Here is a 25,007-nt window from a genome sequence, read left to right on the forward strand (position 1 = left end):
CCTCCACTAATAGACCACACAATTCAGTTGTGCACAACTAAGTGACCCGCAAGCTCTTGACGGGTAGACTTCCCCGCATGACCGAGCAGCGCACCGACACCCTTCGCGACGAGGACTTCCTCCGCCTGGACGGCCAGATCTGCTTCGCGCTCAATGCGGCGACCCGGGCCTTCGGCGGTCTCTACCGCGTCGTCCTGAAGGACCTCGGCCTGACCTATCCCCAGTACCTGGTGATGCTGGTGCTGTGGGAGCACGGCACGACGCCCGTCAAGCAGCTCGGACAGCACCTGCGGCTCGACTCGGGCACGCTCTCCCCCCTGCTCAAGCGCCTCGAAGCCGCCGGCCTGATCCGCCGTGAACGCAGCACCGAGGACGAGCGCTCCGTCCACGCGAGCCTGACCGAGGCGGGGGCGGCACTGCGCGCCCGCGCGGCCGAGGTTCCGCGCCGGATCGCGACCTCGACGGGCTTCGACCTGGCCGAGATCCGCGACCTCCAGGCCCGCCTCCACCGCCTCACCACCGCCCTCGACGCCGCCACGGCCGCAGAGGAATGAGCCCGGCGAGCCGACCGGGGCACCGGGTGGTCGCGCGGTCGGCCATCCGGCCGCCGAACTGCCGTTAGGGGCGCGTACGACCGGGCAGGCGCAGGGCACGAAGCATGCGGGAGCGACAAGGGAGGAACTGATCATGACGACTGCCCGCGAGATCATGACCGAGGGCGCCGAGTGCATCGGGGCCGAGGAGACCGTCCTGGAAGCCGCGAAGAAGATGGAGCGGCTCGGTGTCGGCGCCCTGCCGATCTGTGGCACCGACAACAAGCTCAAGGGCATGCTCACCGACCGGGACATCGTCGTGAAGGTCCTGGCGGCGGGCAAGGACCCCGCCCAGTGCAAGGCCGGCGAGTTCGCCCAGGGCGAGGCGGTCACCATCGGGGCCGACGACGACGCCGAGGAGATCCTGCACACCATGGCCCGGCACAAGGTACGGCGGCTGCCCGTGATCGACGGCCACGATCTGGTCGGCATGGTGGCCCAGGCCGATGTCGCGCGCGCCCTGCCCGAACCGAAGGTCGGTGACCTCCTGGAGGCACTGTCCTCTTGAGGCGGACAGCGGTGGCCTACGGGGAGCCGCTCGGCGGCCCCCGGTCCACCGTCCTGGCCGCCTCTCGGCGTACTGAGGAAACAGGTGACAGGTGATGGATCTCATGGACCGTACCGACCACCGGGCCGACCGCAGGGCCGATCAGGAGGAGTCGGTGGCCGCACTCGTCTCGAAGGCGTCCCGGCAGCTGACGCAGCTGGTTCACGACGAGCTGCGCCTCGCCCAGGCCGAGATGGCCCAGAAGGGCAGAAGGTGGAGCATCGGCGGGGGGCTGCTCGGCGGCGCGGGAGTCGTGGCGCTCCTCGCCCTTCAGGCGCTGGTGGCCACCGCGATCATCGCGCTCGCCCTGGTGCTGCCGCTGTGGGCGGCCGCACTGGTCATCGCCGCCGCTCTGCTGCTGCTCGCGGCCGTGCTCGGCGGCCTCGGCAAGAGGAAGGTGGGCCAGGCCGGCCCGCCGATGCCCGAACAGGCCATCGAGAGCGTGCGGGCCGACCTCGTCGAGATCAAGGAGAGGGCGCACCGATGACCCGGACAGCGCAGAGGCATGAACCCCAGCCCACCCGCGAGCAGCTGCGCGCCCAAGTGGCCGAGACCCGGGCGGAACTGGGGCGGACCGTGGAAACGCTGGTCGCGAAGACGGACCTCAAGGCCCAGGCGGCGCAGGCCCGCGGCCGTGCCGTCGCCGCCACGCACGAGGCGGGGGGGAAGGCGGCCCGGACCGTCCGCGACAACCGCTGGCTCGTGGCTGCGGGTGCGGCGGCGGGCTGCCTCCTGTGGATGTTGCTGCGGCACCCCGGAGGGAGCAGCCGGTGAAGACCTCGAAGATCGTCTACAAGCCGGTCGGGCTCGCCCTGGGTGCTGCGGGCGGCGCCCTCGCCGGGCTCGCCTTCAAGCAGCTGTGGAAGCGGCTCGGTCATGAGGGGGACGCCCCGAACGCCACGGACGAGGACCGCTCGTGGCGGGAAATCCTGCTCGCGGCCGCGTTGCAGGGCGCCGTCTTCGCCGCGGTCAAAGCGGCGATCGACCGTTCCGGCGCGGTGGCGGCCAAGCGCCTGACCGGCACGTGGCCCGCCTGAGTCGAAGACGGACCCTCGGCCCGGGGCGCGTTCAAACGCCCCGGGCCGGGTTTTCCCCCTGTCGGCCCATCCCGGTTGGCTCCTTCGGCGGCCGTGTCCTCTCATGGAAAGCGGACCCCCACCGATCCAGCGCAGAAAGGTGCGGCCATGTACGAGATGCGCTACGCATCAGCAGACCGACGCGAGGCGGTCTGGCACGTCCTGGCCAAAGAAGCGGCCGCGGGCACGTTGTGCGGACTCCCCCTCGTCTCCGCCTCGAAGACCGCCCCGGCCGGTGCCGGGGAACGCTACTGCGCGGCCTGCATGGAAGCCTTCGGAGCCGTGGTGCACGGCCGCGGGGCGGGCGCGGGACCGGCGGTGGCGGGCAGGGCCTCGGAGCCGGCCCTCGGGACCTGAGCCGCCGGCCCGGCCTTCAGTCGAGTGCTGCGCCCCCGGAGGCGGCGTCCTCGTCGGCGTTCTCCGTGAGGGTGAAGAGGGCGCCGTCCGGGTCCCGCAGCGTGACCTGGTGCCGGCTGCCCCGGGGCTCGGGATCGGAGACCGTCTTCCCGCCGAGCGAGGTGGCGGCCTGCACCGCGCCTTCGAGCCGGTTCACCCGGAAGTGCACGTGCCAGCGCGGCCGCGCCTGGGGGCGCAGCGCCGCGACCTCGACCGGCCCGCTGTTCAGGCGGGCCACCGCCTCGCCGTCGTGGCGCAGGACGACCTGGTCCTCCTCGTAGGACACCTGGCACGCGCCGGGTCGGCTGCTGGCCCACTCCAGGACCTCGCCGTAGAAGATCGCGGCGTCGAAGGCGTTGCGCGTGCGCAGTTCCAGCCAGGCCGGCGCGTGCCCGTGGCCCACCCGCCAGCCGGAGAACACGAAGCCCTCCCAGATGCCGAAGACCGCGCCCTCCCGGTCGGCTGCAAGGGCCCCGCGGCCGCCGGTCTCGAAGGAGACCGGGCCGACGGCGACCGTTCCTCCGCGCTCCCGGATCCGGGCCGCGGTGGCGTCGGCGCTGCCGACGGCGAAGTAGGAGGTCCAGGCCGCCGGAACCGCCAGGTCTCCGGCGAGGGCGCCGATGCCCGCGACGGGCGCCCCTTCGAGTTCGGCGACGGCCAGCCCCTCGCCGGGACGGCCGGGCCGGAAGGTCCAGCCGAGTACGGCTCCGTAGAACCGCTGGGCCGCTTCGAGGTCGCGGGCGGTCAGACTCACCCAGCACGGAGCTCCGAAGACATCCGTCATGCGCACCTCTCCTGCCGAGACATTGCGGGCTCCGCGTCCCCCCGCCCTTTCTAGCGAACCCCCGCCCAGCCCGGAGCGCCACACGCCGGGCCGGCGCGTCCGGGCTTGGCGCAGACCGGCCGGCCGTGTGCGCAGGGCGGCGGGACGAGCGGGGCGACGCCTGCCCGGAAGCGGAACCGCCCTGCGTGCAGCCCCGGCGACTCGGAGGCCGGGACCACGCCGGACCGCCTCGACGACGGCACGAGCTGCCCGCCGACGCCGATCACGGCGCCCGGCGTGCCCGCGGTGTCCGTGTCCGGGAGGCGGCTCGGCACTCCCCCGGGCCCCCGAGGCCCGGGGGACCGCCGCCCGGCCGTCCGCCGCGCTCTCCCCGGCGGTCAGGCGGGGGTGATGTTCTCCGCCTGCGGCCCCTTGTGGCCCTGGGTGACGTCGAAGGTCACCGCCTGCCCCTCGCGCAGCTCCCGGAAGCCCGCTGCGTTGATCGCCGAGTAGTGGGCGAAGACATCAGGGCCGCCACCGTCCTGCGCGATGAACCCGAAACCCTTCTCCGCGCTGAACCACTTCACCGTTCCCGTAGCCATGTCCGATGTCCTCCTTTACGACGTCCACCATCCGCACCGCGCGGACGGCACAACGCGCCGCCCCGGCCCACCGGCAGATGGCGGATCAGGGCGACCGAGCGGACGGTACACCGCGACCCGACCGCCTCCGAGAACAAAGGCGACGCTCCGCGCGGGCTCACCCGAAGGGACTACCACCATCTGGTTGGCGCACCGGCGCCGGCGCGAGGACGGAGGCTCAGGCGCCGAGCCGGGTCAGGAGGGGCTCGCGGTGCAGCTCGGCTATCGGCGCGAGCAGGTCCGGATGGCGCAGGAGCGCCGCCGCCTGCCGGTCGCCCGGCGCGGGCTCCGTGAGCCGGCGGAAGGCGACGGGGAGCGCCCCCACGTGGTCCGTCGCGCTCACGGCCTGCGCCGCGGCCGCGGCCAGGGACGGCACGCTCAGCAGGCAGGCGGCCCAGCTGGCGACCACTTCGTCGACCCAGGAACGCCAGGCGTGCTCCTGCGGCTCGCCGGGCCCTGTGGTATGGGCGTCCGCTCCGGTGATCCAGTCGAGCCGGTCCGAACCGCCCGGGCCGGTCAGGGCGACCAGCTGGACGTCGAGCTCCGTCGGGTACCGCAGCCACGCGGCGAGCGTGACGGCCTGGCGAGACTGGACCTCCGCGAGGCTGCGTTCGAGGGCGCCCCGGCCGGAAGGGTAGGCGCGGGTGAGCCACTGTGCCGTCGCCGCTATGAGGGGCGACAGGGAGAAGTCCGTGGGCACGGCGGGCCTCCAGGCCGGTCTGACGAGTGGTACATCACCATAACGGCGGTATCACCCGAATTGGAATGGAGCAGGGCCCTTTCCCGTGGTGGCCTGGGCCACAGCCCCGACACGCGGGAGGGGGCAAATCCCCGGCGTGTCCCCCGGCGTCGATTTCATTGGGAAGCCGACAGGACCACGGATCACCGATCGAGGAGAACGCGATGGGACATGGCGGCGACGTCATCGCAGAGCTGACCACCGACCACCGGGAAGTGGAAGAGATCTTCGGCAAGATCGAGGGGATGCCCTCCGGCGACTCCCGCCGGAAGACCCTCGCGGAGCAGGCCATCATCGAACTGGTGCGGCACTCGGTCGCGGAGGAGTCGTACCTGTACCCGGCCGTACGCGAGCAGCTGCCGGACGGCGACATGATGGCGGACAAAGAGCTTGAGGACCACGCGGCGGCCGAGCGCACCATGAAGGAGCTGGAGGGCTGCGAAGCGGACGACCCCCGCTTCGACACGCTGATGGTCAAGCTGATGACCGAGATCCGGGAGCACATCGCCGACGAGGAGAACAACCTCTTCCCCCGGCTGCGTACCGCCTGTACGCCCGAGATGCTGGGCGAGCTGGGTGACAAGGTGCGCACCGCCAAGAAGACCGCGCCGACCCGCCCGCACCCGTCCGCCCCGGACAAGCCGCCCGCCAACAAGCTCCTCGCCCCGGGGGTCGGTATGGTCGACCGGCTGCGCGACATGATGACGGGCCGCGGCAAGTCCTGACCGACGGCCCGGGCCCCCCGGCCGGTACCGGTGACGCCGCGCCCGACGGGGTGCCGGCGGGCGCCGGGACCCGACCGGCCGCCGGGACGACCGCCTCGTGTGACGGGCCCGCCGCCGGGCCCTCCCGCCCGCCGGGGCCGCGGAGGGGCCACCCGGCGGCTGCGGCTGCGGCTGCGGCTGCCCATGAGCGGCCGGGGGGGCGGGACGGGGACAATGGAGGGGTGGACGCGTCGGCGCCCGCCCTGGAGCGGCTGCGGGAGCAGCTCGGCCGCGGTCTGTTCGCCCGTGTCGCGGGACCTGCCGGGCCGAGGAACCGCGCGCGGATCCACGGCACCCCGGGCCCGCGGTGGTTCGGTCCGGAGCGCCCCGTCCGCCGGGTCCACGGGGATGCCTCGATGTTCATCGGCGGGCTGAGCGCCCTGCTGCTGCAGTCGCTGCACCCGCTGGCCATGGCCGCGGTGGCGGCGCATTCCGGCTACCGCGGGGATCCCTGGGGCCGGCTCCAGCGCACGAGCACCTTCCTGGCCGTGACCACGTTCGGTACGGCGGCGGACGCCGAGGCGGCCGTCGCCCGGGTGCGTGCCGTCCACGAGGGGGTGCGCGGGGTGACCGCCGACGGGCAGGCCTACCGGGCGGCCGATCCGCACCTGCTGGGCTGGGTGCACGTGGCCGAGGTCGACTCCTTCCTGCGGGCTCACCAGCTGTACGGGGTCCGTCCCCTGGATGCTGCGGGCTGCGACGCCTACGTCGCCGACACCGCCCGGGTGGCGGAGGCCCTGGGGGTGTGCGACCCGCCGCGCGACCGGGCCGCGCTCGACCGGCGGCTGGCGGCCTACCGGCCGGAGCTGCGCGCGAGCCGGGAGGCCCGCGAGGCGGCGAGGTTCCTGCTGTTGCATCCGCCGCTGCCCTGGGCGGTACGCCCCCCGTACGCGGTGCTGGCGGCGAACGCGCTGGCCGTGCTGCCGCCGTGGGCCCGCGAGCTGCTGGGGTTCCCCTGCCCGCCCGTCCTGGAGCGGGCCTGCGTACGACCGGCCGGCAAGCTGCTCACGGGCGGGATCCGGTGGGCCATGAGCCAGCCGGCCGTGGCGGTTCAGCCCTCCACTCCCGTGGCGTCGTGAGGGGATCCGACCGGCTTCGATTCGGGGGAACCGCGCTGGCGCAGATAGACGGAGAGGATCGCCATCGAGGCCACGGCCAGGAACTCGGACTGCCAGTTCTGCAGGGTCCGCGACCAGAAGTCCGCGGAGGTGACGTACTGCCCCCAGCCGACGGGGTCCTGGAGGTCGCGCAGTTGCTGCTCGTCGTAGGCGGCGGTGCCCGCGATGGACTGGGCCGTCCAGGACAGCAGGAACAGCACGGCCATGACGATGCCGAGGGACCGGGAGAACAGGCTGGTGCGCCAGCCCCTGGTCGCCGCCCAGCGCGGCGAGTCGTCCTCGGCGTGCCTGCCGATCTTCTGCTTCCGGTCCGATTCGGGTCCGGCCCGGTCGAGCGGCTTGGACTCGGGGGAACCGCGCTGCAGCAGCCACACGGTGGCGAAGATGAAGAGGAAGAACTGCAGGTACTCCGACTGCCAGTTCTCCGCCACATCGACCGCGAAGTCCGAGGAGGTCAGGTAGGCGAGGAAGCTCACCCGCTGGAGACCGTCGGTCGCCAGGTGGTTGTTGAAGTCGGCGCAGCCCGCGATCGCCTGACCGGCCAGCGCGAGCAGGAAGGCCACCCCGAAGGCCAGGGTGAGGGAGTTGTCCCGCAGAAACCGGCGCATGCGCACTCCTTCCTCAGGGCGCCCCGGGGCGCGGGGCTCAGCGCACGGGGCACTCAGCGCTGCATCAGTCCGATGGCGCTGAAGTAGACCACCCCGCCCACCACGACGAGCAGGCACAGCACGAACAGCGCACGCATGGCTCCTCATCCGCCCTTCACCGTGCACTCGTAGGGCCGCCCGGCCTGTGGCTCACAGCCCGCGGCGACCACTTTCCACGCGGCACCGAACTGCGACAGGAACAGCGTGTCGCCGGGGGTGACGACCTGGGCCTGGCGGCCGTGGACGTTCACCTGCTCCGGCTCTCCCGCCGGTGGCAGGTCCATCCCGGCCAGCGCCGCCGCGCACGCCTTCTCCTGCGAGCTCTCCACCTCGGCGCGGGTCTGCGGGGCCAGTGCCGCGCAGGCCGCGGAGAAGTCGCGGGCCTTCACGGCGGCTTCGAAGGCCGCTGCCGCCGACCTGGCGTCGGCGCCGCGCTCGTCCGCCGTGCCGCATGCGGCCAGGAGGGCGGCGGCGGAGAGAGCCGCGGCCACGACGGCGAGAGTCGGCCGCCGCGGCGCCCGCGTGACAGCGGCCCTGCGGGTGCGGTGCCCCCGGGAGATGGTGTGCACGATGCGCGGCTACCCATCGAAGCGCTTCCTACACGGTTCATCCTGGATTCAGCTCGTTCAAGCCTAAATATCACTGAAATATCAGGGATGATGTCATTTCTGTAGCGCTCGGCATGCCTGCGCCGCGTGCGGGTAGCCGCTCCTCGGAACATCCGCCGCGGCGGAGGGCGCGTACCTCCGCCGCGGCCACGAAAGAAGGCGAGTGCCATGGGCTGGGCATCGTGGACGACGCATTCGGTGGCCGCCGGCCGAGGAGGGGTGGACACCCTGGAGGCGGGCGTGCTCCGGGGGGAACTGGACATCCACACCAGCTGGTCTGACGGCCTGGCAGCCGTGACGGTCCGCCCCCACGGCGGCCCGCGCTGGTTCACCGTGGCGGGTAGTCCCACGCCGTGTCCGACCGGTTACGCGAGCCGTCGTCTGCACGACGCCGTCATCGCGGCGGTGCGCGGCGAAGGCACTGCGTCGGTTCCCGGGAGCCGCCCCCGGCCGCCGCAGCGGCGGGAAGCGGCAGTATGAGCAGCGGGGGCGGGAGTGAGAGCGGTGGGAGCGGGATCCACGTCCTGGGCAGCCGGATCCTGCTGCGCCCGACGGACCCGGAGCGGTCGCGCGCCTTCTACGGCGACACCCTGGGGCTCGCCGTCTACCGGGAGTTCGGTACCGGACCCGAGCGGGGCACGGTCTACTTCCTCGGCGGCGGGTTCCTGGAGGTGTCGGGCCGCGGCGACGAGCCGCCCGCCCCCGGGCTGCGGCTGTGGCTCCAAGTCGCCGACGTACAGGCGGCGTACGAGACGCTGCGGGAGCGGGAGGCGGAGGTGCTGCGGCCGCCCCTGCGCGAGCCCTGGGGACTGGTCGAAATGTGGATCGCCGACCCGGACGGGGTGCGCATCGCCGTCGTGGAGGTGCCGGCGGACCACCCGCTGCGGTACCGCCCGTGAGGGCGGCGCACGCCGCGGGCATGCGCGCGCGGACGGCGGGTACGGGCCGGTTGACGGGCATCCGGGTCGGACAGCTCCATGCGAGCACGCACGAAGGAGGTGTCTCGCCGTGATCACCCAGGCAGACACCCGGCCGCCGGCGGGCGGGAACCTCGTCCGGAGCGGGGGGTAGAGCGATGGAGGCGAGCGAGCGGGGCCGGGCAGAGCCCGAAGGGCAGGGCTACGACGCGAGCCCCTATCTGCCGCGGCGCGGCGGCCTCGACGCCCTGCGGCGGGCTGCCGCCGACTGCCGGGGCTGCCCGCTGTTCGAGAACGCGACGCAGACGGTGTTCGGCGCCGGACCGGCGCGTGCCCGGCTGGTCCTGGTCGGTGAACAGCCCGGCGACCAGGAGGACCGGCAGGGCGAGCCCTTCGTGGGGCCGGCCGGACGGCTGCTGCACAAGGCGCTCGCGGAGGCCGGGCTGGGCGAGGAAGACGCGTACGTCACCAATGCGGTCAAGCACTTCAAGTTCACGCTGGACGCGCGCGGCAAGCGCCGGATCCACAAGGCGCCGAGCCTGCGCGAGATGACCGCGTGCCGGCCGTGGCTGGCGGCGGAGCTGCGCGTGATCGCCCCGGACGTGGTGGTCGTACTGGGCGGTACGGCGGGCAAGGCGTTGTTCGGCTCTTCGTTCCGCGTGGGCGAGCGGCGCGGCGTCCTGCTGCCGATGCCCGCGCTGGACGGCGAGGAGCCGGGCACGGGGCACGGGCAGCTGCTGGCAACGGTGCACCCCTCGGCGGTCCTGCGGGCGGACGACCGGGAGGGGGCGTACCGCGGGCTGGTCGCTGACCTGTCCGTGGCCGCGACCGCACTGGAGTGAGGCGTCACGGCGTGCGATCCCCGCCCGACCGCACCGGAATGGCGTCGGCCGCCGAAAACGGGCCGTGCCCGCGGTGCGATCCGTGCGCGCCGTGCCGGCGCGGCTGACGACCACGCGGTGCACGTGCGGTTCACGCCGAGCGGACCAGTACGTCGACCTCCTTCTCCTGGTCGCCCGCGACCGTTCCCTTCCCGACGACCGTGAAGGAATCCGCCAGGAAGGCCAGGACGTGGTCCACGGCCCTCGGACCGCCCTGCAGCCCGACCCGTACGGTGCCGTCCAGCGGCACCGGACCGATCGGGCGGGGCGGTTGCGAGGCGTCCACGGTCGCGCTCCACACGGTGGCGCTCCCGGTCGGGCCGGCCTCGGTGGCGACACCGCCCGCCGGGGCGGCCGGATCCAGGGGAAAGGCGCGTTCGAGCATGTCGATGACGGCGCGGCCGGCCTCTTGAGCGCACTCGGTGGCGGTGACCACCACTTCTCCGGCCGGCTGGCCCGTTTCACCCGTCATGGGCTTCCCGCCTTTCCTCTCCGGTGCCCCGGCACGACCGCCGGGACCCGCCCGATCAGTTCCCCAGGGCCTTCATGAGCTGCTGCTTGTTCATCGTGGAACGGCCTTCGATGCCGCGCTTCTTCGCCTCCTCGTACAGCTCGTCGCGGGTGCGTTCCGAGGAGCCGCCGCCGGACCGCTGGCCTCCGCGCTGGGAGGCCGACTTGCCCTGGGTGGAGCTGCGGCTGGACGACGAGGCCTCGCCGGAGCGTGCCCGCTCCTTGTTGACGGTGCGGCCCGCCATCTCTTTCGCCCGGTCCTCGGACATGCCGCGCTTCTCGCCGGACTCCTTGATGTGTTCGTACTGCCGTTCGCGCTTGCCGCTGGAACCTCGGGGCATCAGGGTCTCCTTGTTCGGGGGGAGGGTGCACCGCCATGCTGCGAGCAACCGCCGGCTTCCGCACGCCGGGTCGGCCACCTGGAGGTGTGCGGGCCTCCCCGAAGGGTCCTTCCCCCGCCTGCCCCCGAGCGCGGCGGTCAGGCAGGTGTTCTTCCGCACGGGTTGGGCGTATGGGTGAAACCGTGTGGCGACCCCGCGCCCCGCCGTGGCAGCCCCACCCCCGGTGCCACAGTGGACGGGCTCATTCCGGCCGCCATCGGCCGCCATTTCAAAGGGGCTTCACGTGCTCGAACGCAAGCGTCGCAAGAACGGCACCGAGATCACCTTCGTCCTTCCGGCGGACACGCCGCCCGGGCCGGTCAGCGTGGTCGGCGACTTCAACGGATGGCAGCCGGGCGTCCATGTGCTGACCCCCCGCAAGGACGGCCACCGGGCCGTCACCGTTGAACTCCCCGAGCGCAAGACGCACTCCTTCCGCTATCTGGCGGCCGGGGACTACTGGTTCAACGACGAGCACGCCGACGGTCACGACGGCACGAACAGCCACCTCCACACCTGAGGACGAGCCGGCCTTCCCGGCGCCGGCGGGACGACGGCCCGCCCGGCGCCCGCCCGGGACACCCGCCCCGACGCGCCTCCCCGGCGCGTCAGGGCCGCCCCGGGAGAGCCGGGGTACCCGGACCACGGGTGGTCACCCGAATGCGGCAGCCTGAATGCCGGGAGTGCGCGCACGGGGCACGCTGAGAGCGTCTCCTGCCGCACGCACCTCCGGCTTCTGGTGCGGGACGGCGCCGCTGCCCCACCTCGGGGCGCGCCGTACGCACGCCCTCTCCCGAGGAGATCACCATGGGCAGTTCCCCTGCGCCGCGCTGGTCGCACGCCGTCGTCACGGGCGGGGCGGGCTTCGTCGGCTCGCACCTGTGCTCCGCCCTCCTGGCCGCGGGCACCGCGGTCACCTGCGTGGACGACTTCAGCACCGGCCGGCACGCGAACATAGCCGACCTGACCGGCCGCGACGGCTTCACCCTGTACGAGGCGGACGTCTCTCGGCCGTTCAGCGTGGACCGGCCGCCCGACCTCGTCCTGCACCTGGCCTCCCCGGCGTCCCCGGCGGACTATCTGCGGTTGCCGGTCCACACCTTGGAGACCGGCAGCCTCGGCACCCGCAACGCCCTGGAGCTCGCCCACAGCACAGGAGCCCGGTTCGTCCTCGCGTCGACCTCCGAGGTCTACGGCGATCCGCACGAGCATCCGCAGAACGAGCGCTACTGGGGCAACGTCAACCCGGTCGGCCCGCGCAGCGTCTACGACGAGGCCAAGCGCTTCGGCGAGGCCCTGACCATGGCCCACGCCTCGGCGCTGGGCACCGACGCCGCCATCGTGCGCCTGTTCAACACCTATGGTCCGCGCATGCGGGGCTACGACGGCCGGGCCGTGCCCACCTTCATCCGGCAGGCCCTGACGGGCGCGCCGCTGACCGTCACGGGTGACGGCCTGCAGACCCGCTCGCTGTGCTACGTCGACGACACCGTCGCGGGCATCCTCGCGATGGCCGCGCACGGCATGCGGGGGCCGGTGAACATCGGCAATCCGGACGAGCTGACCATGCTCGAACTGGCCCGCCGGATCATCGCACTCACCGGATCCGAGTCGGAGATCTCCTTCATCGAGCGGCCCACGGACGACCCGGCCGTGCGCTGCCCGGACATCACCCTGGCCAAGGACAAGCTGCAGTGGGAGCCACAGGTGGCGGCCGAGGAAGGCCTGCGCCGCACCATCGACTGGTTCCGCGCCCACGGCGACAGCTGACACAGGTCGCCCTCCTGCTGAAAGGCCAGTGAAGCCATGCGCATTCTCGGAATCAACGCTCTCTTCCACGATCCGGCCGCCGCGCTCGTCATCGACGGCCGCACCGTCGCCGCCACCGAGGAGGAACGATTCTCCAGGCGCAAGCACGGCAAGCGGCCGGTGCCCTTCTCCGCCTGGGAACTCCCGGAACAGGCCGCCGCCTGGTGCCTGCACCGCGCCGGACTGCGCCCCCAGGACCTCGACCTCGTGGCGTACTCCTACGATCCGGCCCTGGCCCTGCCCGCCGAGGCCATGGGTCTGGACGACCCCTGGGACCATCTGCGCCAGACGTACGCCCGCCAGGCCCCCGGTTTCCTGGCGGCCGCCCTGCCCGGGCTCGACCCGGCGATCGTCCGGTTCGTGCCCCACCACATGGCGCACGCCGCGTCCGGGGCCTTCGCCGCAGAGGACGCCGAGCGCTGCTCCGTGCTGGTCCTCGACGGGCGCGGGGAGCGCGCCTCGCACCTGGCGGCACGCCGCATCGGCAGCCGGCTGGAGCCGCTGCACGCCCAGGAACTGCCGCACTCCCTCGGGCTGGTGTACGAGGAACTCACCGCGCACCTCGGCTTCCTGAGGTCCTCCGACGAGTTCAAGGTGATGGCCCTGGCCTCGCACGGCACCCCGCGGATGCTCGCCGAGCTGCGCCGCCACGTCCACCCGACCGGGGACGGCGGATTCCGTGCCACCTCCGTCCCCTGGCACGAGTACTGCCCGCCGCGCGGCCCCGAGGAGCCCTGGACGCAGGCCCACGCGGACGTCGCCGCGAGCGCGCAGGCCGTCCTGGAGGAGACCCTGCTCGACCTGGTGCGCTGGCTCCACGGCCGCACCCATGACGACGTGCTCACGCTCGCCGGCGGCGTCGCCCTCAACTGCGTGGCCAACTCCCGCATCGCCCGCGAGGGCCCCTTCTCCCGCGTGTGGGTCCAGCCCGCGGCCGGTGACGCGGGCACCGCGCTCGGCGGGGCCCTGCTGCTCGCCGCGGGCGAGGGGGAGGACCCCGAGCCAATGGCCGGGGCGGACCTCGGCCGCGACTGGTCGGACGCCGAGCTCGGCGCCTGGCTGAAGACGGCCGCAGTGCCCTTCGAGCGGTCCGCGGACATCGCAGCGACCGTAGCCGAGGCGCTGGCCGACAATGCCATCGTCGCCTGGTTCCAGGGGCGTTCGGAGTACGGCCCGCGGGCGCTCGGCCACCGCTCCCTGCTGGCGCACCCCGGGCACGCCGGGAACCTGGAGCGGCTGAACGACGTCAAGGGCCGCGAGCAGTTCCGGCCGGTGGCCCCCATGGTGCTCGCCGACCGGGCGGCCGAGATCTTCGAAGGCCCGCTGCCCAGCCCGTACATGCTCTTCGTCCACGACGTCGCGCCCGGTTGGCGCGAGCGCATCCCCGCGGTCGTCCACGTCGACGGGACGGCCCGCATCCAGACCGTCGATCCGGTGCGTGACCCCCTCGTCGCGCGCATGCTCACCGCCTTCGAACAGCGCACCGGGCTGCCCGTGGTGGTCAACACCAGCCTGAACACCGCCGGCCGGCCCATGGTGGACGACCCCCGCGACGCGCTGGAGTGCTTCGGCTCCTCGCCGGTCGACCTGCTGGCCATCGGCCCGTACGCCATCCGGCGCGGCGGCCTCTACCGCCCCGGGGAAGGAGATTGAGGACGATGACGCAGCACCAGGCGCCCCCGTACGCCGTGGTCATCCCGACGATCGGCCGGCCGAGCCTGCGCGCCTGCCTGGAGGCCCTGGCCTCGTCCGCGGGGCCGAGGCCGCAGCGGGTCGTCCTCGTCCACGACCGGCCCCGCGCCGACGGCACGCCCGGCGCCCTCGACGTCCCCGAGGCGCTGCTCCCGCTCACCACCGTGGTGGCCGGAGCGGCGGCGGGTCCCGCCGCGGCCCGCAACGCGGGGGCCCGCGCGGCGGGGCGGGCGCCGTGGATCGTCTTCCTGGACGACGACGTGGTCCCCGGCCCGACCTGGGCCGAGGACCTCGCCCACGACCTGGCGTCCGCCTCCCGCGACACCGCCGCGGTCACCGCCCGCATCGAGGTGCCGCTGCCGCCCGGGCGCCGCCCCACCGACTGGGAGCGCAACACCGCAGGGCTGGCCACCGCGCAGTGGATCACCGCGGACATGGCCTTCCGGCGGGAGGCACTGGAAGCCGCGGGCGGTTTCGACGAGCGCTTCCGGCGGGCCTTCCGCGAGGACGCGGACCTGGCGCTGCGCCTGCTGGACGGCGGCTGGACGCTGGCTCCCGGCACCCGCCGCACCACGCACCCGGTCCGGCCCGCCGACCGCTGGGTCTCCGTGCGCCTCCAGGCGGGCAATGCCGACGACGTGCTGATGAGCCGCCTCCACGGGCCCGGCTGGTGGTCCAGGGCCTCCGCCCCGCGCGGACGGCTGCCCCGCCACCTCGCGGTGAGCACGGCGGCCGCGGCGGCCCTGTGCTGCGCCGTGCTGGGCCGGCCCGCGGCCGCGGCGGTGTGCGCGACCGGCTGGCTGGCGGGCACCGCCGAATTCGCCGCCGCACGGATCGCGCCCGGCCCCCGCACCCGGCGCGAGGTCGCCACCATGGCGGCCACCAGCCTGCTGATCCCGCCCGCGGCCACCTGGCACTGGCTGCGCGGCCACGCCGTGCACCGCCGGGCCCGGCCGCTGGGTCCGGCCCGGCCGCCCGCGGCCCGGCCCACCGCGCCCGGGGAACCCGTACGGGAGCAGGTGGCGCCATGAGCGGGCGGGCCCGCGGGCGGCGGCTGCCGGGCGGCCGGGGCGCGGCCGGCGGCGGGCCCTGGCTGTGGGACGGGCGCAGCAGCGCAGGGACCCGGCGGGGCGGAGCGACCGCAGGCCCGCTCCCGGACGCCGTCCTCTTCGACCGCGACGGCACCCTCGTCGTGGACGTGCCCTACAACGGCGACCCGGAGCGGGTGCGGCCCATGCCCGGTGCCCGCGCCGCCGTCGCCCGCCTGCGCGGGCTCGGCGTGCCGGTCGGCGTGGTGAGCAACCAGTCGGGGGTGGCGCGCGGGCTGCTGACCCGCCGGCAGGTCCAGGCGGTACGACGCCGCGTGGACGCCCTGTTCGGCCCGTTCGCCCTGTGGGCGGTGTGTCCGCACGGCCCCGAGGCCGGCTGCGGCTGCCGCAAGCCCGCGCCCGGCCTCGTCCTGGCCGCCTGCGAGCGGCTCGGCGCAGCGCCACGGCGCACCGTCGTGGTGGGCGACATCGGAGCCGACGTGCAGGCCGCCCGCGCCGCCGGGGCGCGTTCCGTCCTGGTGCCGACGCCGGTGACCCGGCCCGAGGAGATCGCGGCGGCCGAGGCCTCGGCGCCGGACCTGCCGACCGCCGTCCGGCTGATCCTGGGCGCCGACGGCCTCCCGGGAGCCCCCGGCGGCCCGCAGGCCCTCGGCGGGGTGCCCGGCCGGGGCGGTGCCCGGTGACCGCCCCGCGCAGCCTCGTCGTACGCCTGGACAGTGCCGGTGACGTGCTGCTGTCCGGACCGGCGGTGCGGGCGGTCGCGGCCGGGTCCTCCCACACCGCCCTGCTGTGCGGCCCGCAGGGCGCCCCGGCGGCGCGGCTGCTGCCCGGGGTGGACCAGGTGCTGGTCTACGAGGCCCCGTGGGTCGGGCTGGCACCGGGCCGGACCTCGCGCGAGGAGTGCGGGCTGCTGGTGGACGCCCTGGCGGCCGGCCGCTTCGACCGCGCCCTGATCCTCGTCTCCCACCACCAGAGCCCCCTTCCGGCCGCCCTGCTGCTCGCCCTCGCCGGGGTGGAGCAGGTGGCGGCCGACTGCGAGGACTACCCCGGATCGCTGCTCGCTCTGCGGCACCACCGACGGCCCGGCCGGCACGAGGCCGAGGCCGCGCTCGACCTGGCACGGGACTTCGGGTTCCCGCTGCCGGAGGGCGACGACGGGGCGCTGCGCGTGTGCGCGCCTCCCGACACCAGCCGGCTGACCGGTCCCGAGCCGTACGTGGTGCTGCATCCGGGGGCCGCGGTGGCCGCCCGCTCGTGGAGCCCGGCGCGGGCGGCGGACGCCGCGGCCGCGCTGCACGGCGCCGGCCACCGGGTGGTGATCACCGGCAGTGCCGCCGAGAAGGAGCTGACCGCAGCCGTTGCGGGCCGGCACGGGCTCGACCTCGGCGGCGTCACCCGGGACCTGCACGAGCTGGCGGGGGTACTGGCCGGGGCCGGGGCGGTGGTGGCGGGCAACACCGGTCCCACCCATCTGTCGGCGGCGGTCGGCACGCCCGTGGTCTGCCTGTTCGCCCCCGTGGTGCCGGCCGAGCGCTGGCGCCCGTACCGCGTACCGCACGTGCTGCTCGGGGACCAGCAGGCCGCCTGTGCCGGGAGCCGGGCCCGGGAGTGCCCGGTCACCGGACACCCCTGCCTCGACACGGTGGGTGATGCCGAGGTGCTCGCGGCGGTGGCCGCGCTGCTGGAGCCCGGTCCCTCAGGTCCCGAGGCCGGGCGTCCCGCCCGGGCCGCGGGCGTGCGCCCGACCGATCGAGGAGCGATCGCATGAACATCCTGCTCTGGCACGTGCACGGATCCTGGACCACCGCGTTCGTCCAGGGCCCGCACACCTATCTCGTGCCCGTCACCCCCGACCGGGGCCCCGACGGGCTCGGGCGCGCCCAGACCTTCAGCTGGCCGGACTCGGTCCGCGAGGTGAGCCCCGAGGAGCTGGCCCGGACCCCGGTGGACCTCGTCGTCCTGCAACGGCCGCACGAGGAGGAGCTGGCCCGGCGCTGGCTGGGGCGGCGGCCGGGACGGGACGTACCGGCGGTCTACCTGGAGCACAACGCACCGGACGGCGACGTGCCCGCCACCCGGCACCCGTGCGCCGACCGCGACGACCTGGTGCTGGTGCACGTCACCCACTTCAACCGGCTGTTCTGGGACGGCGGACGCACCCGCACCGAGGTGATCGAGCACGGCATCGTCGACCCCGGCCACCTCTACACCGGGCGGCTCCCCCGGGCCGCCGTCGTCGTCAACGAGCCCGTCCGGCGCGACCGGTACACGGGCACCGACCTGCTGCCCGATCTGGCGCGGGCCGCGCCGCTGGACGTCTTCGGCATGCGCACCGAGGGCCTGGCCGCCCACCTGGGCCTGGCCGCCGACCGCTGCACCTCCCACGAGCTGCCGCAGCGGCAGCTCCACGCGGCGATGGCGCAGCGCCGCCTGTACCTGCACCCGGTCCGCTGGACCTCGCTGGGGCTGTCCCTGCTGGAGGCCATGCACCTGGGCATGCCCGTGGTGGCACTGGCGACCACCGAGGCCGTCGAGGCCGTGCCGCCGGGCACCGGCGTCCTGTCCACCCGTCCCGAGGTCCTGGCCCGGGCCGCCCGGCACTACCTGGAGGACCCGCGGGCCGCGGCCGAGGACGGGGCCCGCGCCCGGCAGGCGGCCCTGGGGCGGTACGGCCTCAAACGCTTCCTGGACGACTGGGAACGCCTGATGACGGAGGTACGGTCATGACTCAGCCCACCACTCCCCGCTCCGGGAGCGGCCCGCTGTCGGTCGCCCTGGTCTCCGAGCACGCGAGCCCCCTCGCCACGCTGGGGGGAGTCGACGCGGGCGGGCAGAACGTGCACGTGGCCTGCCTGGCCGGGGCGCTGGCCGACCGCGGCCACCAGGTCACCGTCTACACCCGGCGGGACGACCGGAAGCTGGCCGTCCGACATCGGCTACGGCCCGGCGTGGAGGTCCACCACATCCCGGCCGGGCCCCCCGAGCCGCTGCCCAAGGACGAACTCCTCCCCCACATGCGGGAATTCGGCCACCACCTGATGGACCTGTGGCGGACCCGCACCCCCGACCTGGTGCACTCGCACTTCTGGATGTCCGGCCTCGCCTCGCTGCCGGCCGCCCGGCGCCTGGGGCTGCCGATGCTGCACACCTACCACGCGCTCGGCACCGTCAAGAGACGCCACCAGGGCGGCGCCGACACCAGTCCGCCGGACCGCATCGCCTGCGAGCGGGAGGTGGGGCTGGGCTGCGACCGCGTGGTGGCCACCTGCCGGGACGAGATCGCCGAGCTCGCCCTGATGGGGATCCCCGCCGACAAGGCCGACCTCGTGCCCTGCGGGGTCGACGCCGAGCGGTTCCGGCCCGACGGGCCGGTCGCGAACCGCGCCGCCGCGTACCCGTACCGGCTGCTCCAGCTGGGCCGGATCGTCCCCCGCAAGGGGGCCGCCGTGTCCATCGCCGCGCTCGCCCGGCTGCCGGAGGCGGAGCTGCTGGTGGCGGGCGGCCCGCCGCCCGCCCGGCTCGGGACCGACCCCGAGGTGCGCCGGCTGCGGGCCCTCGCGCAGGACGCCGGGGTGGCCGACCGGGTCCGGTTCCTCGGCGGGGTCCCGTGCGACGAGGTGCCCGCGCTGATGCGCAGCGCCGACGTGGTGCTCTGCCCGGCCGACTACGAGCCGTTCGGCATCGTGCCGTTGGAGGCGATGGCGTGCGGGAGGCCGGTCGTGGCCAGCGCCGTCGGCGGGCAGTTGGACACCGTCGCCGACGGCGAGACCGGGCGGTTGGTGCCCCCCGGTGATCCCCGGGCGCTGGCGGACGCCGTCGCCGCCCTGCTGGCCGATCCCGCCCTGCGCCGGGCGTACGGGGCGGCGGGCCGCCGCCGGGTGCTGAGCCGCTACGGCTGGGACCGGGTGGCGGCGGCGACCGAGTCGGCGTACCACTCGGCGCTGGGTGCGCGGCTCGCCGTCGCCGGTCCCGGGTGAGGTGCGGCTGCACCTCCCGTCCCCCGACGGCCGCAGGCCCACGGTCGTCCCCACCGACCCGCCCCACAGGACCGATGCGTGAAGGAGGTGGGGCGCGGCCGCTCCGCGGAGCAGCCGCCCCGACGCCATGAACCGATCACCCCTGCCCGATGCGGATGCCCACCAGCACTGCCGGTCGCTCCAGGACGCGCTGGAGCGCCTGCGCCGCGACGGCCTCGACCAGCTCACCCGCTGGGGCGGCCGGCTCGCCGCCGTCCTGCCCTCCGGGGGCCGGCTCCTCGCGGCCGGCAACGGCGGCAGCGCAGCCCAGGCCCAGCACCTGACCGCGGAACTGGTCGGCCGGTATCGCCGGGAACGGCCCGCCTACTCGGCCATCGCCCTGCATGCGGAGACCTCCAGCGTGACCGCCATCGGCAACGACTACGGCTTCGAGCACGTCTACGCCCGCCAGGTGGCGGCCCACGGCCGGGACGGCGACGTGCTGGTCCTGCTGTCGACCTCCGGCCGCAGCACCAACCTGCTGGCGGCGGCGATGACGGCCCGCTCGGCCGGCATGGAGGTGTGGGCCCTCACCGGTGCGGCTCCCAACCCGCTGGCGGAGGCCGCCGACGAAGCGCTGTGCATCGACGCGTCCGCCACCGCCACGGTGCAGGAGGCCCACCTCGTGGCCGTGCACCTGCTGTGCGAGGCCTTCGACACGGCCCTCGGCGGGGACGGCCCCCGCCCGCGCACCCGTACTGCACGCCCCGCCGCGACCCCGGTCAGGAGGACGCCGTGACCTCACCCCAGCCGCTCGTCGTCGTCGGCGACGTCCTGCTCGACCACGACATCGCAGGAACCGCCGGCCGGCTCACCCCGGACGGGCCCGCACCGGTCGTCGACGTCACCACCGACCTCTGCCATCCCGGCGGCGCCGGGCTGGCCGCCGTCCTCGCCGCCCGGTCGGGCCGCGAGGTGGTGCTGGTCACCGCGCTCGGCGAGGACGCCGCCAGCGAGACCGTCCGCGACGGCCTGCGCGGGCGGGTACGGCTTGTGGAACTCCCGCTGGACGGGACCCTGCCCGTCAAGACCCGGGTGCTGGCCGGCGGCCGCCCGCTGGTGCGGATCGACCGCGGCGGCGGCGAGGTGGGTCCTGCGACCGAGGCCGTACGGGAGGCGCTCGCCGGGGCGCGCGCCGTCCTGGTCGCCGACTACGGCCGGGGGACCGCCGAGGCCGTACGCCCGATGCTCGCCGAGGCGGCGCACCGCGTACCCCTCGTCTGGGATCCGCACCCGCGGGGCGGAGCTCCCGTGCCGGGGGCCCGTCTGGTCACGCCGAACGCGGCCGAGGCGGCGGCGCTCAGCCCGGACGAGGGCGACTCGCTGGGGGCGCACGCCCGGCGGGGCGCCGAGCTGGCCGAACGCTGGGCCGCGGCCTCGGTCGCCGTCACCCTCGGCGACCGGGGGGTGCTGCTGGCCCGGGCGCGCTCCACCGCACCGATGCTGGTCCCCGCGCCCTACCGGGCCGCGGGTGATCCGTGCGGGGCCGGTGACTGCTTCGCCGCTCTCGCGGCGGCCGCGCTCGCCGACGGCGCCCTGCCGGAGGAGGCGGTCCAGCAGGCCGTGGCGGGGGCGGCCGCGTTCGTGGCGGCCGGCGGCGCCGGCGACCCCGCGCTGTGGCGGGGCCCGACCGCCGGCGCCGACCCCCGCGCGGACGACGACGTCTTCGCGCTCGCCGAGGCCGTACGGGCGCGCGGCGGGACGGTCGTGGCGACCGGCGGCTGCTTCGACCTGCTGCACGCCGGGCACGTGGGCCTGCTGGACAGTGCCCGGCGGATCGGGGACTGCCTCATCGTGTGCGTGAACTCGGACGATTCGCTCAGGCGGCTCAAGGGGCCGGGGCGTCCGCTGACCCCGCTGGAGGACCGGATGCGCGTCCTGGCGGCCCTGGGCAGCGTGGACGCCGTGGTCGCCTTCGAGGAGGACACCCCGGCGGTGCTGCTGCACTCCCTGCGGCCCGACGTGTGGGTCAAGGGCGGCGACTACTCGGCGGAGGACCTGCCGGAGGCTTCGGTGCTGCGGGCCTGGGGCGGCCAGGCGGTGGTCCTGCCGTACCTGGACGGCCGGTCCACGAGCCGCCTCGCCCGCCGCGCAGCGCATGCCGCCGCGGTCGGCAGCAGCGGTGAGAGCGGGTGAGGCCCGGAGCCGGCGGGGACCGGCGATGACACGGGCCGGTGAGCCGGGCCGAGGGGCCTCCCCGGCCGGGCCGCACCCGAGGCCCAGTGTTCTGGTGCTGCGCGCGCTGGGGCTGGGGGACCTGCTCACCGCCGTGCCCGCGCTGCGCGCCCTGCGCAGGGCGCTGCCCCACCACGAGCTCGTCCTGGCCGCCCCCGACCGGCTGGCCGAGGCGGCCCGCGCCACCGGGCTGGTGGACCGCCTGCTGCCCGCGTACGCGCCGGGGCGTGCCGTCCCGGGAGCGCTGGGCTGGTCCGGGCCGCCCCCGGACATCGGGGTCGACCTGCACGGCAACGGGCCGCCGAGCCGGCTGCTGCTCCAGCGGCTGCGACCGCGCCGGCTGTTCGGCTTCCGGCATGCCGAGCTGCCGGAGATCACCGGGCCGCATTGGCGTGCGGACGAGCACGAGCGGGTGCGCTGGTGCCGGCTGCTGCGCTGGTACGGCATCCCCGCGGACCCCGACGCGCTGCGGATCCCGCGGCCCGTGCAGGCCTCGCCGGCGCCGGGGGCGGTCCTGGTGCATCCGGGCGCGGATGCGGCGGCCCGGCGGTGGCCGGCGGCCCGGTTCGCGACGGTGGCCCGTGCGCTGGCCGCGCAGGGCCACCGGGTGCTGGTCACCGCGGGGCAGGGCGAGGGCCCGCTCGCGCGGGAGGTTGCGGCGCTGGCGCAGCTGCCGCCGGGGGCCGTGGTGGGAGGGGCCGCGGACGTGCCGTTCGGGGAACTGGCCGCGCTGGTGGCGCAGGCCCGGTGCGTGGTGGTGGGCGACACGGGCCTGGCCCACCTCGCTTCGGCGCTCGGTACGCCGTCGGTGGTCCTCTTCGGTCCGGTGGCGCCGCGGCTGTGGGGTCCGCCGCCGGTCGGCCCGCACCGGGTGCTGTGGCATCCCGGCGCCGGCGACGACCCGCTGCGGCCCGGCGACGCCCACGGGCCGGCGCCGGACCCGCGGCTGCTGCGGATCACGGTGGACGAGGTGCTGGCGGCCGTACGGACCCTGGCCGGCCGGGAGCTGCCCGCACGGTGACGCGGCGCCCGCCCGGGAGACGTCCGGGCGCTGCGCCCCGCACCGCCGCGGTCCGCCGGTGTTCGGGACGTACGCCCCGGCCCTGCCGGGGGGCCGGCCCGGGCCGGGGTTGAGCGGCGCGGTGGAGGGCGAGGTCAGGCCGCGGTGCCCAGGGCGGGGCGAATGGCGGTCGGGACGGGGTCGGCGGAGATGAGGACCGGGGCCGGGCGGGAGCGGCGGCCGCGGAGCAGGTAGCCCGAGGCGACGGCCGCCGTGACGACGAGGCCGCCCGCCACGAGCGCGGCGCGGACTCCGGCCAGTTCCATCATCAGGCCCAGCGTCGGCGGCGCGGCGAGGCCCCACACCGTACGGATGCTGGACCAGGCCCCGAGCACCCGGCCCCGCATGCGGGCCGGCGGGTCGGTCTGCAGGACCGTGGACTGGGCGGTGTCCGCGACGGACTCCGCCACCGCCATCGGCAGGACCAGGACGAGCAGCACGGCCAGGGAAGGGGAGAGCCCCGCCAGGATCTGGAGCAGCCCGCCCGCGGCCGTCAGGACACCGACGAGCCGGACGCTCGGCCGGTGCAGCCGGGCCCCCAGCACCGCGCCGAGGATGCCGCCCACGGCGAGGACCGTGGAGACCTTGCTGAAGGAGGAGGCGTCACCGGCGAGCGGCCCGGTGACCAGCACCACGAGGGTGAGGGAGTAGTTCCGGCCGAAGAGCGCGCTGATGCCGTTGAGGGCCGCCAGGGCGACCAGCCGGGGGCGGCCCATGAAGAAGGCGAGCCCCTGCCGGGCGCTGAGGGCTTCGGGCTCGGCCTGCGCGGCGGGCCCGCCCTCGGCGCGGGCGGGCTGCGGCGCCCGTTCGTCCCGCTCCGCGGGCCGGGCCGCCTTGAGGAAGGGGATGACGCACGCCACGAACAGGAAGGAGAGGCCGTTGGCCGCGTAGGCGGCGGCCGTGCCCAGCACGCCGACGGCCACCCCGGCGAGCGCGGCGCCCGCCAGCCGGCCGGCGCTGTGCACGAGCGAGCCGACGCCGATGGCGGAGGGCACGTCCTGCGTGCGGACGAGGTCGTTGCCGAGCAGGGCGCAGGCGGGGCCGTCGACCGTGGCGATGAGGCCGGTGACCGCCGCCAGGGCCATCAGCAGCGGGAGGTTCAGCTGGTCCAGGGCGACCAGGACGGCCGTCACCAGGGCCACCGCCCCGAGCAGGCCCTGGCCGGCGGCGGCGGTCAGCTTCCGCGGCCAGCGGTCGACGGCGGCGCCTCCGGCGAGGCCGAGGAGCAGGCCCGGCGCCACCTGGATGGAGATGGACAGTCCGGTGGCGGCGGCCGAGCCCGTGATCTGGAGTACGAGCAGGTTCTGCACCGTCAGCTGCATCCACGTGCCCGCGTTGGACACGAAGTTGGCCACGGCCCACCAGCGCATGCTGCGGTAGCGCAGCGAGCGCCACGGCGAGCGGTCGGCGGCGGCGGGGGGCGGGGTCTGGGCGGCGGCGTGCGAGGGCGTGGTGGAGGAGGAAGACACAGGGATACCCGGGACGGAGCGCGGAGCTCGGCTGGCGAGGAAGGGGCGGGGAACGCGCGCTCCGGGCCCGCCTTCGCGAAGGGCGCGCGGCGGACAGAGGCAGGAACGGTCCCGGCGGACCATGGTGGCAGAAGCTTCCGGGCCTGTGCCGGTGCCGTGGGCCACACCTGTCGCCGTCGGCGGCGGACTCCCTTGGGGCGTCCGGGCCGGTTCTCCGTCCGTGGGTTTGCTCACAGGGCCCCGGCGCCCACCCGCGGTTCACCCTTCGGCCGGCCCGTGTGCCGCCCTGCGGCCTAATCCGGAGTGCCGGTCGGGGAGCCGCCGACGACAGTGGGGAAGCGAAGCGCCGTCCGGTGCGCGGCCGAAGCGCCCGGGCGGACGGGAGCCCGACGACGGAAGGCAGCGGATGAGCAGCGCGGCGTACGTGGATCTGCACGGAAAACAGGCACTGGTGACCGGCGGGGCCCGCGGACTGGGCGCGGCCATCTGCCGGCGGCTGGCCGCGGCGGGGGCCTCGGTCCTCGTGGCCGATCTACGCCGGGACCTGGCGAAGGAGCTGTGCGAGGACCTGATGGCCCAGGGGCTCCAGGCCCGTTACGTCGAACTGGACGTCCGCGACCCCGGCGCTGTCGCCGATGTGTTCCGGGACCTGGACGAGGCCGGCCGGGCCGTGGACATCCTGGTCAACAACGCGGCGGTGGACGTGTCCAAGTCGGCCGAGCACCTGACCGCGCAGGAGGTGACCCAGGTGGTCACCACCAATCTCCTCGGGCCGATGTACCTGTGCCTGGAGGGCTACCGCCGGATGGTGGCCCGGGGCGGCGGCCACATCGTCAACATCCTGTCCACGGCGGCGAACCGCACCTGGACCGAGGCCGGGCCGTACTCGGCCAGCAAGTCGGGGCTGCGGGCGTTCACGCACACGCTCTTCAAGGAGGCGCAGCGCGACTGCGTGGGCATCGGCGTCACCGGGATCATCGCCGGCGGGATGGAGACCGCTTTCATCCTGGAGCGGTTCCCCGACGCGGACGTGTCGATGCTGCAGAGCCCGGACATCGTGGCCGACACGGTGCTGTACGCCCTGTCGGCGCCGGCGGGCAGTGTGGTGGGGGAGCTGGTCGTCGTACCGCGCCGGGAGCCGTCCTGGCCCTGAGCGG

The 25,007-nt window shown here is 75.2% G+C and carries 30 protein-coding genes; 22 read left to right on the forward strand and 8 right to left on the reverse strand.

Annotated features, from left to right (window positions below; all coding sequences use genetic code 11):
- The first annotated feature begins 77 nt into the window (after positions 1-77).
- The 6 genes from AC0666_RS19680 (at position 78) to AC0666_RS19705 (ending at position 2,573) form a co-directional block, all read left to right on the forward strand.
- A complete protein-coding gene (locus tag AC0666_RS19680) occupies positions 78-554 on the forward strand; it encodes a MarR family winged helix-turn-helix transcriptional regulator (RefSeq protein ID WP_468964883.1) in 477 nt (158 codons plus the stop codon).
- 133 nt (positions 555-687) lie between these two features.
- Entirely contained in the window at positions 688-1,101 is a 414-nt protein-coding gene (locus AC0666_RS19685) for a CBS domain-containing protein (RefSeq protein WP_468580017.1), read from the forward strand.
- A 94-nt stretch (positions 1,102-1,195) separates the two neighbouring features.
- Positions 1,196-1,627 carry a phage holin family protein gene (locus AC0666_RS19690; protein WP_468964881.1) on the forward strand — a complete coding sequence of 144 codons (432 nt, stop codon included), beginning with the start codon at positions 1,196-1,198 and terminating at the stop codon, positions 1,625-1,627.
- Positions 1,624-1,914 (forward strand): DUF3618 domain-containing protein, encoded by a 291-nt coding sequence (locus tag AC0666_RS19695; RefSeq protein WP_468580014.1) that lies wholly within the window; start codon positions 1,624-1,626, stop codon positions 1,912-1,914. Before AC0666_RS19690 ends, AC0666_RS19695 begins: the two co-directional genes overlap by 4 nt.
- On the forward strand, positions 1,911-2,177 hold the full coding sequence (locus AC0666_RS19700; RefSeq protein ID WP_468964879.1) for a DUF4235 domain-containing protein: 267 nt from the start codon (positions 1,911-1,913) through the stop codon (positions 2,175-2,177). Before AC0666_RS19695 ends, AC0666_RS19700 begins: the two co-directional genes overlap by 4 nt.
- Positions 2,178-2,324: 147 nt before the next feature.
- On the forward strand, positions 2,325-2,573 hold the full coding sequence (locus AC0666_RS19705) for a hypothetical protein (RefSeq protein ID WP_468964877.1): 249 nt from the start codon (positions 2,325-2,327) through the stop codon (positions 2,571-2,573).
- Between the two features lie 16 nt (positions 2,574-2,589).
- Here AC0666_RS19705 and AC0666_RS19710 read toward each other — a convergent pair whose 3' ends face one another.
- The 3 genes from AC0666_RS19710 to AC0666_RS19720 form a co-directional block, all read right to left on the reverse strand.
- A complete protein-coding gene (locus AC0666_RS19710) occupies positions 2,590-3,396 on the reverse strand; it encodes a VOC family protein (RefSeq protein WP_468580011.1) in 807 nt (268 codons plus the stop codon).
- 377 nt (positions 3,397-3,773) lie between these two features.
- Entirely contained in the window at positions 3,774-3,977 is a 204-nt protein-coding gene (locus AC0666_RS19715) for a cold-shock protein (protein WP_356853102.1), read from the reverse strand.
- Positions 3,978-4,194: 217 nt separating this feature from the next.
- Entirely contained in the window at positions 4,195-4,716 is a 522-nt protein-coding gene (locus tag AC0666_RS19720) for a hypothetical protein (RefSeq protein WP_468964875.1), read from the reverse strand.
- 203 nt (positions 4,717-4,919) lie between these two features.
- On the opposite strand from AC0666_RS19720, the gene AC0666_RS19725 reads away from it, so the two are divergent.
- The gene (locus tag AC0666_RS19725) at positions 4,920-5,480 is read left to right on the forward strand and encodes a hemerythrin domain-containing protein (protein WP_468964873.1); all 561 of its coding nucleotides are present in this window, start codon (positions 4,920-4,922) and stop codon (positions 5,478-5,480) included.
- A 221-nt stretch (positions 5,481-5,701) separates the two neighbouring features.
- Entirely contained in the window at positions 5,702-6,598 is an 897-nt protein-coding gene (locus tag AC0666_RS19730; RefSeq protein ID WP_478708028.1) for an oxygenase MpaB family protein, read from the forward strand.
- Here the strand turns inward: AC0666_RS19730 and AC0666_RS19735 are convergent.
- Both AC0666_RS19735 and AC0666_RS19740 read right to left on the reverse strand, forming a co-directional pair.
- Positions 6,571-7,245: a DUF6766 family protein gene (locus tag AC0666_RS19735; protein ID WP_468580007.1), complete on the reverse strand. Its 675-nt coding sequence runs from the start codon at positions 7,243-7,245 to the stop codon at positions 6,571-6,573. The two genes, AC0666_RS19730 and AC0666_RS19735, sit on opposite strands and share 28 nt — an antisense overlap.
- A 143-nt stretch (positions 7,246-7,388) precedes the next feature.
- Complete coding sequence (locus AC0666_RS19740) at positions 7,389-7,775, reverse strand: hypothetical protein (protein ID WP_468964869.1); 387 nt, start codon at positions 7,773-7,775, stop codon at positions 7,389-7,391.
- A 593-nt stretch (positions 7,776-8,368) separates the two neighbouring features.
- On the opposite strand from AC0666_RS19740, the gene AC0666_RS19745 reads away from it, so the two are divergent.
- Entirely contained in the window at positions 8,369-8,791 is a 423-nt protein-coding gene (locus AC0666_RS19745) for a VOC family protein (RefSeq protein ID WP_468964867.1), read from the forward strand.
- Positions 8,792-8,967: 176 nt separating this feature from the next.
- Positions 8,968-9,651 carry a UdgX family uracil-DNA binding protein gene (locus AC0666_RS19750; protein ID WP_478708029.1) on the forward strand — a complete coding sequence of 228 codons (684 nt, stop codon included), beginning with the start codon at positions 8,968-8,970 and terminating at the stop codon, positions 9,649-9,651.
- 130 nt (positions 9,652-9,781) lie between these two features.
- Here AC0666_RS19750 and AC0666_RS19755 read toward each other — a convergent pair whose 3' ends face one another.
- Positions 9,782-10,162 (reverse strand): hypothetical protein, encoded by a 381-nt coding sequence (locus AC0666_RS19755; protein ID WP_468580000.1) that lies wholly within the window; start codon positions 10,160-10,162, stop codon positions 9,782-9,784.
- Positions 10,163-10,217: 55 nt separating this feature from the next.
- The gene (locus AC0666_RS19760; protein WP_468964864.1) at positions 10,218-10,541 is read right to left on the reverse strand and encodes a Rho termination factor N-terminal domain-containing protein; all 324 of its coding nucleotides are present in this window, start codon (positions 10,539-10,541) and stop codon (positions 10,218-10,220) included.
- Positions 10,542-10,824: 283 nt separating this feature from the next.
- Between AC0666_RS19760 and AC0666_RS19765 the strand changes: the two genes are divergently transcribed.
- From AC0666_RS19765 to AC0666_RS19815, 11 genes are all read left to right on the forward strand, one after another.
- Positions 10,825-11,100, forward strand: coding sequence for an isoamylase early set domain-containing protein (locus tag AC0666_RS19765; RefSeq protein ID WP_356851185.1), 276 nt, complete (start codon positions 10,825-10,827; stop codon positions 11,098-11,100).
- 287 nt (positions 11,101-11,387) lie between these two features.
- Positions 11,388-12,350, forward strand: a complete 963-nt coding sequence (locus AC0666_RS19770; RefSeq protein WP_478708030.1) for an NAD-dependent epimerase/dehydratase family protein — start codon at positions 11,388-11,390, stop codon at positions 12,348-12,350.
- Positions 12,351-12,386: 36 nt separating this feature from the next.
- The gene (locus tag AC0666_RS19775) at positions 12,387-14,042 is read left to right on the forward strand and encodes a carbamoyltransferase family protein (protein ID WP_478708031.1); all 1,656 of its coding nucleotides are present in this window, start codon (positions 12,387-12,389) and stop codon (positions 14,040-14,042) included.
- A 5-nt stretch (positions 14,043-14,047) separates the two neighbouring features.
- Complete coding sequence (locus AC0666_RS19780; protein WP_469156339.1) at positions 14,048-15,112, forward strand: glycosyltransferase; 1,065 nt, start codon at positions 14,048-14,050, stop codon at positions 15,110-15,112.
- On the forward strand, positions 15,109-15,813 hold the full coding sequence (locus AC0666_RS19785; RefSeq protein ID WP_468579993.1) for a D-glycero-alpha-D-manno-heptose-1,7-bisphosphate 7-phosphatase: 705 nt from the start codon (positions 15,109-15,111) through the stop codon (positions 15,811-15,813). Before AC0666_RS19780 ends, AC0666_RS19785 begins: the two co-directional genes overlap by 4 nt.
- Positions 15,810-16,898 (forward strand): glycosyltransferase family 9 protein, encoded by a 1,089-nt coding sequence (locus AC0666_RS19790; RefSeq protein WP_478708032.1) that lies wholly within the window; start codon positions 15,810-15,812, stop codon positions 16,896-16,898. The genes AC0666_RS19785 and AC0666_RS19790 overlap by 4 nt, the downstream gene beginning before the upstream one ends.
- Positions 16,895-17,857, forward strand: a complete 963-nt coding sequence (locus tag AC0666_RS19795; RefSeq protein ID WP_478708033.1) for a glycosyltransferase — start codon at positions 16,895-16,897, stop codon at positions 17,855-17,857. The genes AC0666_RS19790 and AC0666_RS19795 overlap by 4 nt, the downstream gene beginning before the upstream one ends.
- Positions 17,854-19,107 carry a glycosyltransferase gene (locus AC0666_RS19800; protein ID WP_478708034.1) on the forward strand — a complete coding sequence of 418 codons (1,254 nt, stop codon included), beginning with the start codon at positions 17,854-17,856 and terminating at the stop codon, positions 19,105-19,107. The genes AC0666_RS19795 and AC0666_RS19800 overlap by 4 nt, the downstream gene beginning before the upstream one ends.
- A 127-nt stretch (positions 19,108-19,234) precedes the next feature.
- Positions 19,235-19,885: a D-sedoheptulose-7-phosphate isomerase gene (locus tag AC0666_RS19805; RefSeq protein WP_478708035.1), complete on the forward strand. Its 651-nt coding sequence runs from the start codon at positions 19,235-19,237 to the stop codon at positions 19,883-19,885.
- The gene (gene rfaE2 / locus AC0666_RS19810) at positions 19,882-21,282 is read left to right on the forward strand and encodes a D-glycero-beta-D-manno-heptose 1-phosphate adenylyltransferase (protein WP_468964846.1); all 1,401 of its coding nucleotides are present in this window, start codon (positions 19,882-19,884) and stop codon (positions 21,280-21,282) included. Before AC0666_RS19805 ends, rfaE2 begins: the two co-directional genes overlap by 4 nt.
- A gap of 94 nt (positions 21,283-21,376) precedes the next feature.
- Positions 21,377-22,342: a glycosyltransferase family 9 protein gene (locus tag AC0666_RS19815; protein WP_478708036.1), complete on the forward strand. Its 966-nt coding sequence runs from the start codon at positions 21,377-21,379 to the stop codon at positions 22,340-22,342.
- Positions 22,343-22,476: 134 nt separating this feature from the next.
- Here the strand turns inward: AC0666_RS19815 and AC0666_RS19820 are convergent, their stop codons facing one another.
- Complete coding sequence (locus AC0666_RS19820; RefSeq protein WP_468965430.1) at positions 22,477-23,751, reverse strand: MFS transporter; 1,275 nt, start codon at positions 23,749-23,751, stop codon at positions 22,477-22,479.
- 505 nt (positions 23,752-24,256) lie between these two features.
- Here AC0666_RS19820 and AC0666_RS19825 point away from each other — a divergent pair.
- Positions 24,257-25,003 carry an SDR family oxidoreductase gene (locus AC0666_RS19825; protein WP_468964842.1) on the forward strand — a complete coding sequence of 249 codons (747 nt, stop codon included), beginning with the start codon at positions 24,257-24,259 and terminating at the stop codon, positions 25,001-25,003.
- The last annotated feature ends 4 nt before the right edge of the window (positions 25,004-25,007 follow it).

The sequence above is a fragment of the Streptomyces sp. NPDC043680 genome, assembly GCF_056436685.1.

Bases quoted from the DNA above. Each gene is read 5' to 3' on its own strand.
- AC0666_RS19800 (WP_478708034.1), top strand. From the start codon at position 17,854: ATGACTCAGCCCACCACTCCCCGCTCCGGGAGCGGCCCGCTGTCGGTC.
- AC0666_RS19775 (WP_478708031.1), top strand. From the start codon at position 12,387: ATGCGCATTCTCGGAATCAACGCTCTCTTCCACGATCCGGCCGCCGCG.
- AC0666_RS19715 (WP_356853102.1), bottom strand. From the start codon at position 3,977: ATGGCTACGGGAACGGTGAAGTGGTTCAGCGCGGAGAAGGGTTTCGGG.
- AC0666_RS19705 (WP_468964877.1), top strand. From the start codon at position 2,325: ATGTACGAGATGCGCTACGCATCAGCAGACCGACGCGAGGCGGTCTGG.
- AC0666_RS19695 (WP_468580014.1), top strand. From the start codon at position 1,624: ATGACCCGGACAGCGCAGAGGCATGAACCCCAGCCCACCCGCGAGCAG.
- AC0666_RS19710 (WP_468580011.1), bottom strand. From the start codon at position 3,396: ATGACGGATGTCTTCGGAGCTCCGTGCTGGGTGAGTCTGACCGCCCGC.
- AC0666_RS19825 (WP_468964842.1), top strand. From the start codon at position 24,257: ATGAGCAGCGCGGCGTACGTGGATCTGCACGGAAAACAGGCACTGGTG.
- AC0666_RS19725 (WP_468964873.1), top strand. From the start codon at position 4,920: ATGGGACATGGCGGCGACGTCATCGCAGAGCTGACCACCGACCACCGG.
- AC0666_RS19785 (WP_468579993.1), top strand. From the start codon at position 15,109: ATGAGCGGGCGGGCCCGCGGGCGGCGGCTGCCGGGCGGCCGGGGCGCG.
- AC0666_RS19760 (WP_468964864.1), bottom strand. From the start codon at position 10,541: ATGCCCCGAGGTTCCAGCGGCAAGCGCGAACGGCAGTACGAACACATC.
- AC0666_RS19820 (WP_468965430.1), bottom strand. From the start codon at position 23,751: ATGCGCTGGTGGGCCGTGGCCAACTTCGTGTCCAACGCGGGCACGTGG.
- AC0666_RS19680 (WP_468964883.1), top strand. From the start codon at position 78: ATGACCGAGCAGCGCACCGACACCCTTCGCGACGAGGACTTCCTCCGC.
- AC0666_RS19685 (WP_468580017.1), top strand. From the start codon at position 688: ATGACGACTGCCCGCGAGATCATGACCGAGGGCGCCGAGTGCATCGGG.
- AC0666_RS19770 (WP_478708030.1), top strand. From the start codon at position 11,388: ATGGGCAGTTCCCCTGCGCCGCGCTGGTCGCACGCCGTCGTCACGGGC.
- AC0666_RS19745 (WP_468964867.1), top strand. From the start codon at position 8,369: ATGAGCAGCGGGGGCGGGAGTGAGAGCGGTGGGAGCGGGATCCACGTC.
- AC0666_RS19755 (WP_468580000.1), bottom strand. From the start codon at position 10,162: ATGACGGGTGAAACGGGCCAGCCGGCCGGAGAAGTGGTGGTCACCGCC.
- AC0666_RS19805 (WP_478708035.1), top strand. From the start codon at position 19,235: ATGAACCGATCACCCCTGCCCGATGCGGATGCCCACCAGCACTGCCGG.
- AC0666_RS19735 (WP_468580007.1), bottom strand. From the start codon at position 7,245: ATGCGCCGGTTTCTGCGGGACAACTCCCTCACCCTGGCCTTCGGGGTG.
- AC0666_RS19780 (WP_469156339.1), top strand. From the start codon at position 14,048: ATGACGCAGCACCAGGCGCCCCCGTACGCCGTGGTCATCCCGACGATC.
- AC0666_RS19795 (WP_478708033.1), top strand. From the start codon at position 16,895: ATGAACATCCTGCTCTGGCACGTGCACGGATCCTGGACCACCGCGTTC.
- AC0666_RS19690 (WP_468964881.1), top strand. From the start codon at position 1,196: ATGGATCTCATGGACCGTACCGACCACCGGGCCGACCGCAGGGCCGAT.
- AC0666_RS19750 (WP_478708029.1), top strand. From the start codon at position 8,968: ATGGAGGCGAGCGAGCGGGGCCGGGCAGAGCCCGAAGGGCAGGGCTAC.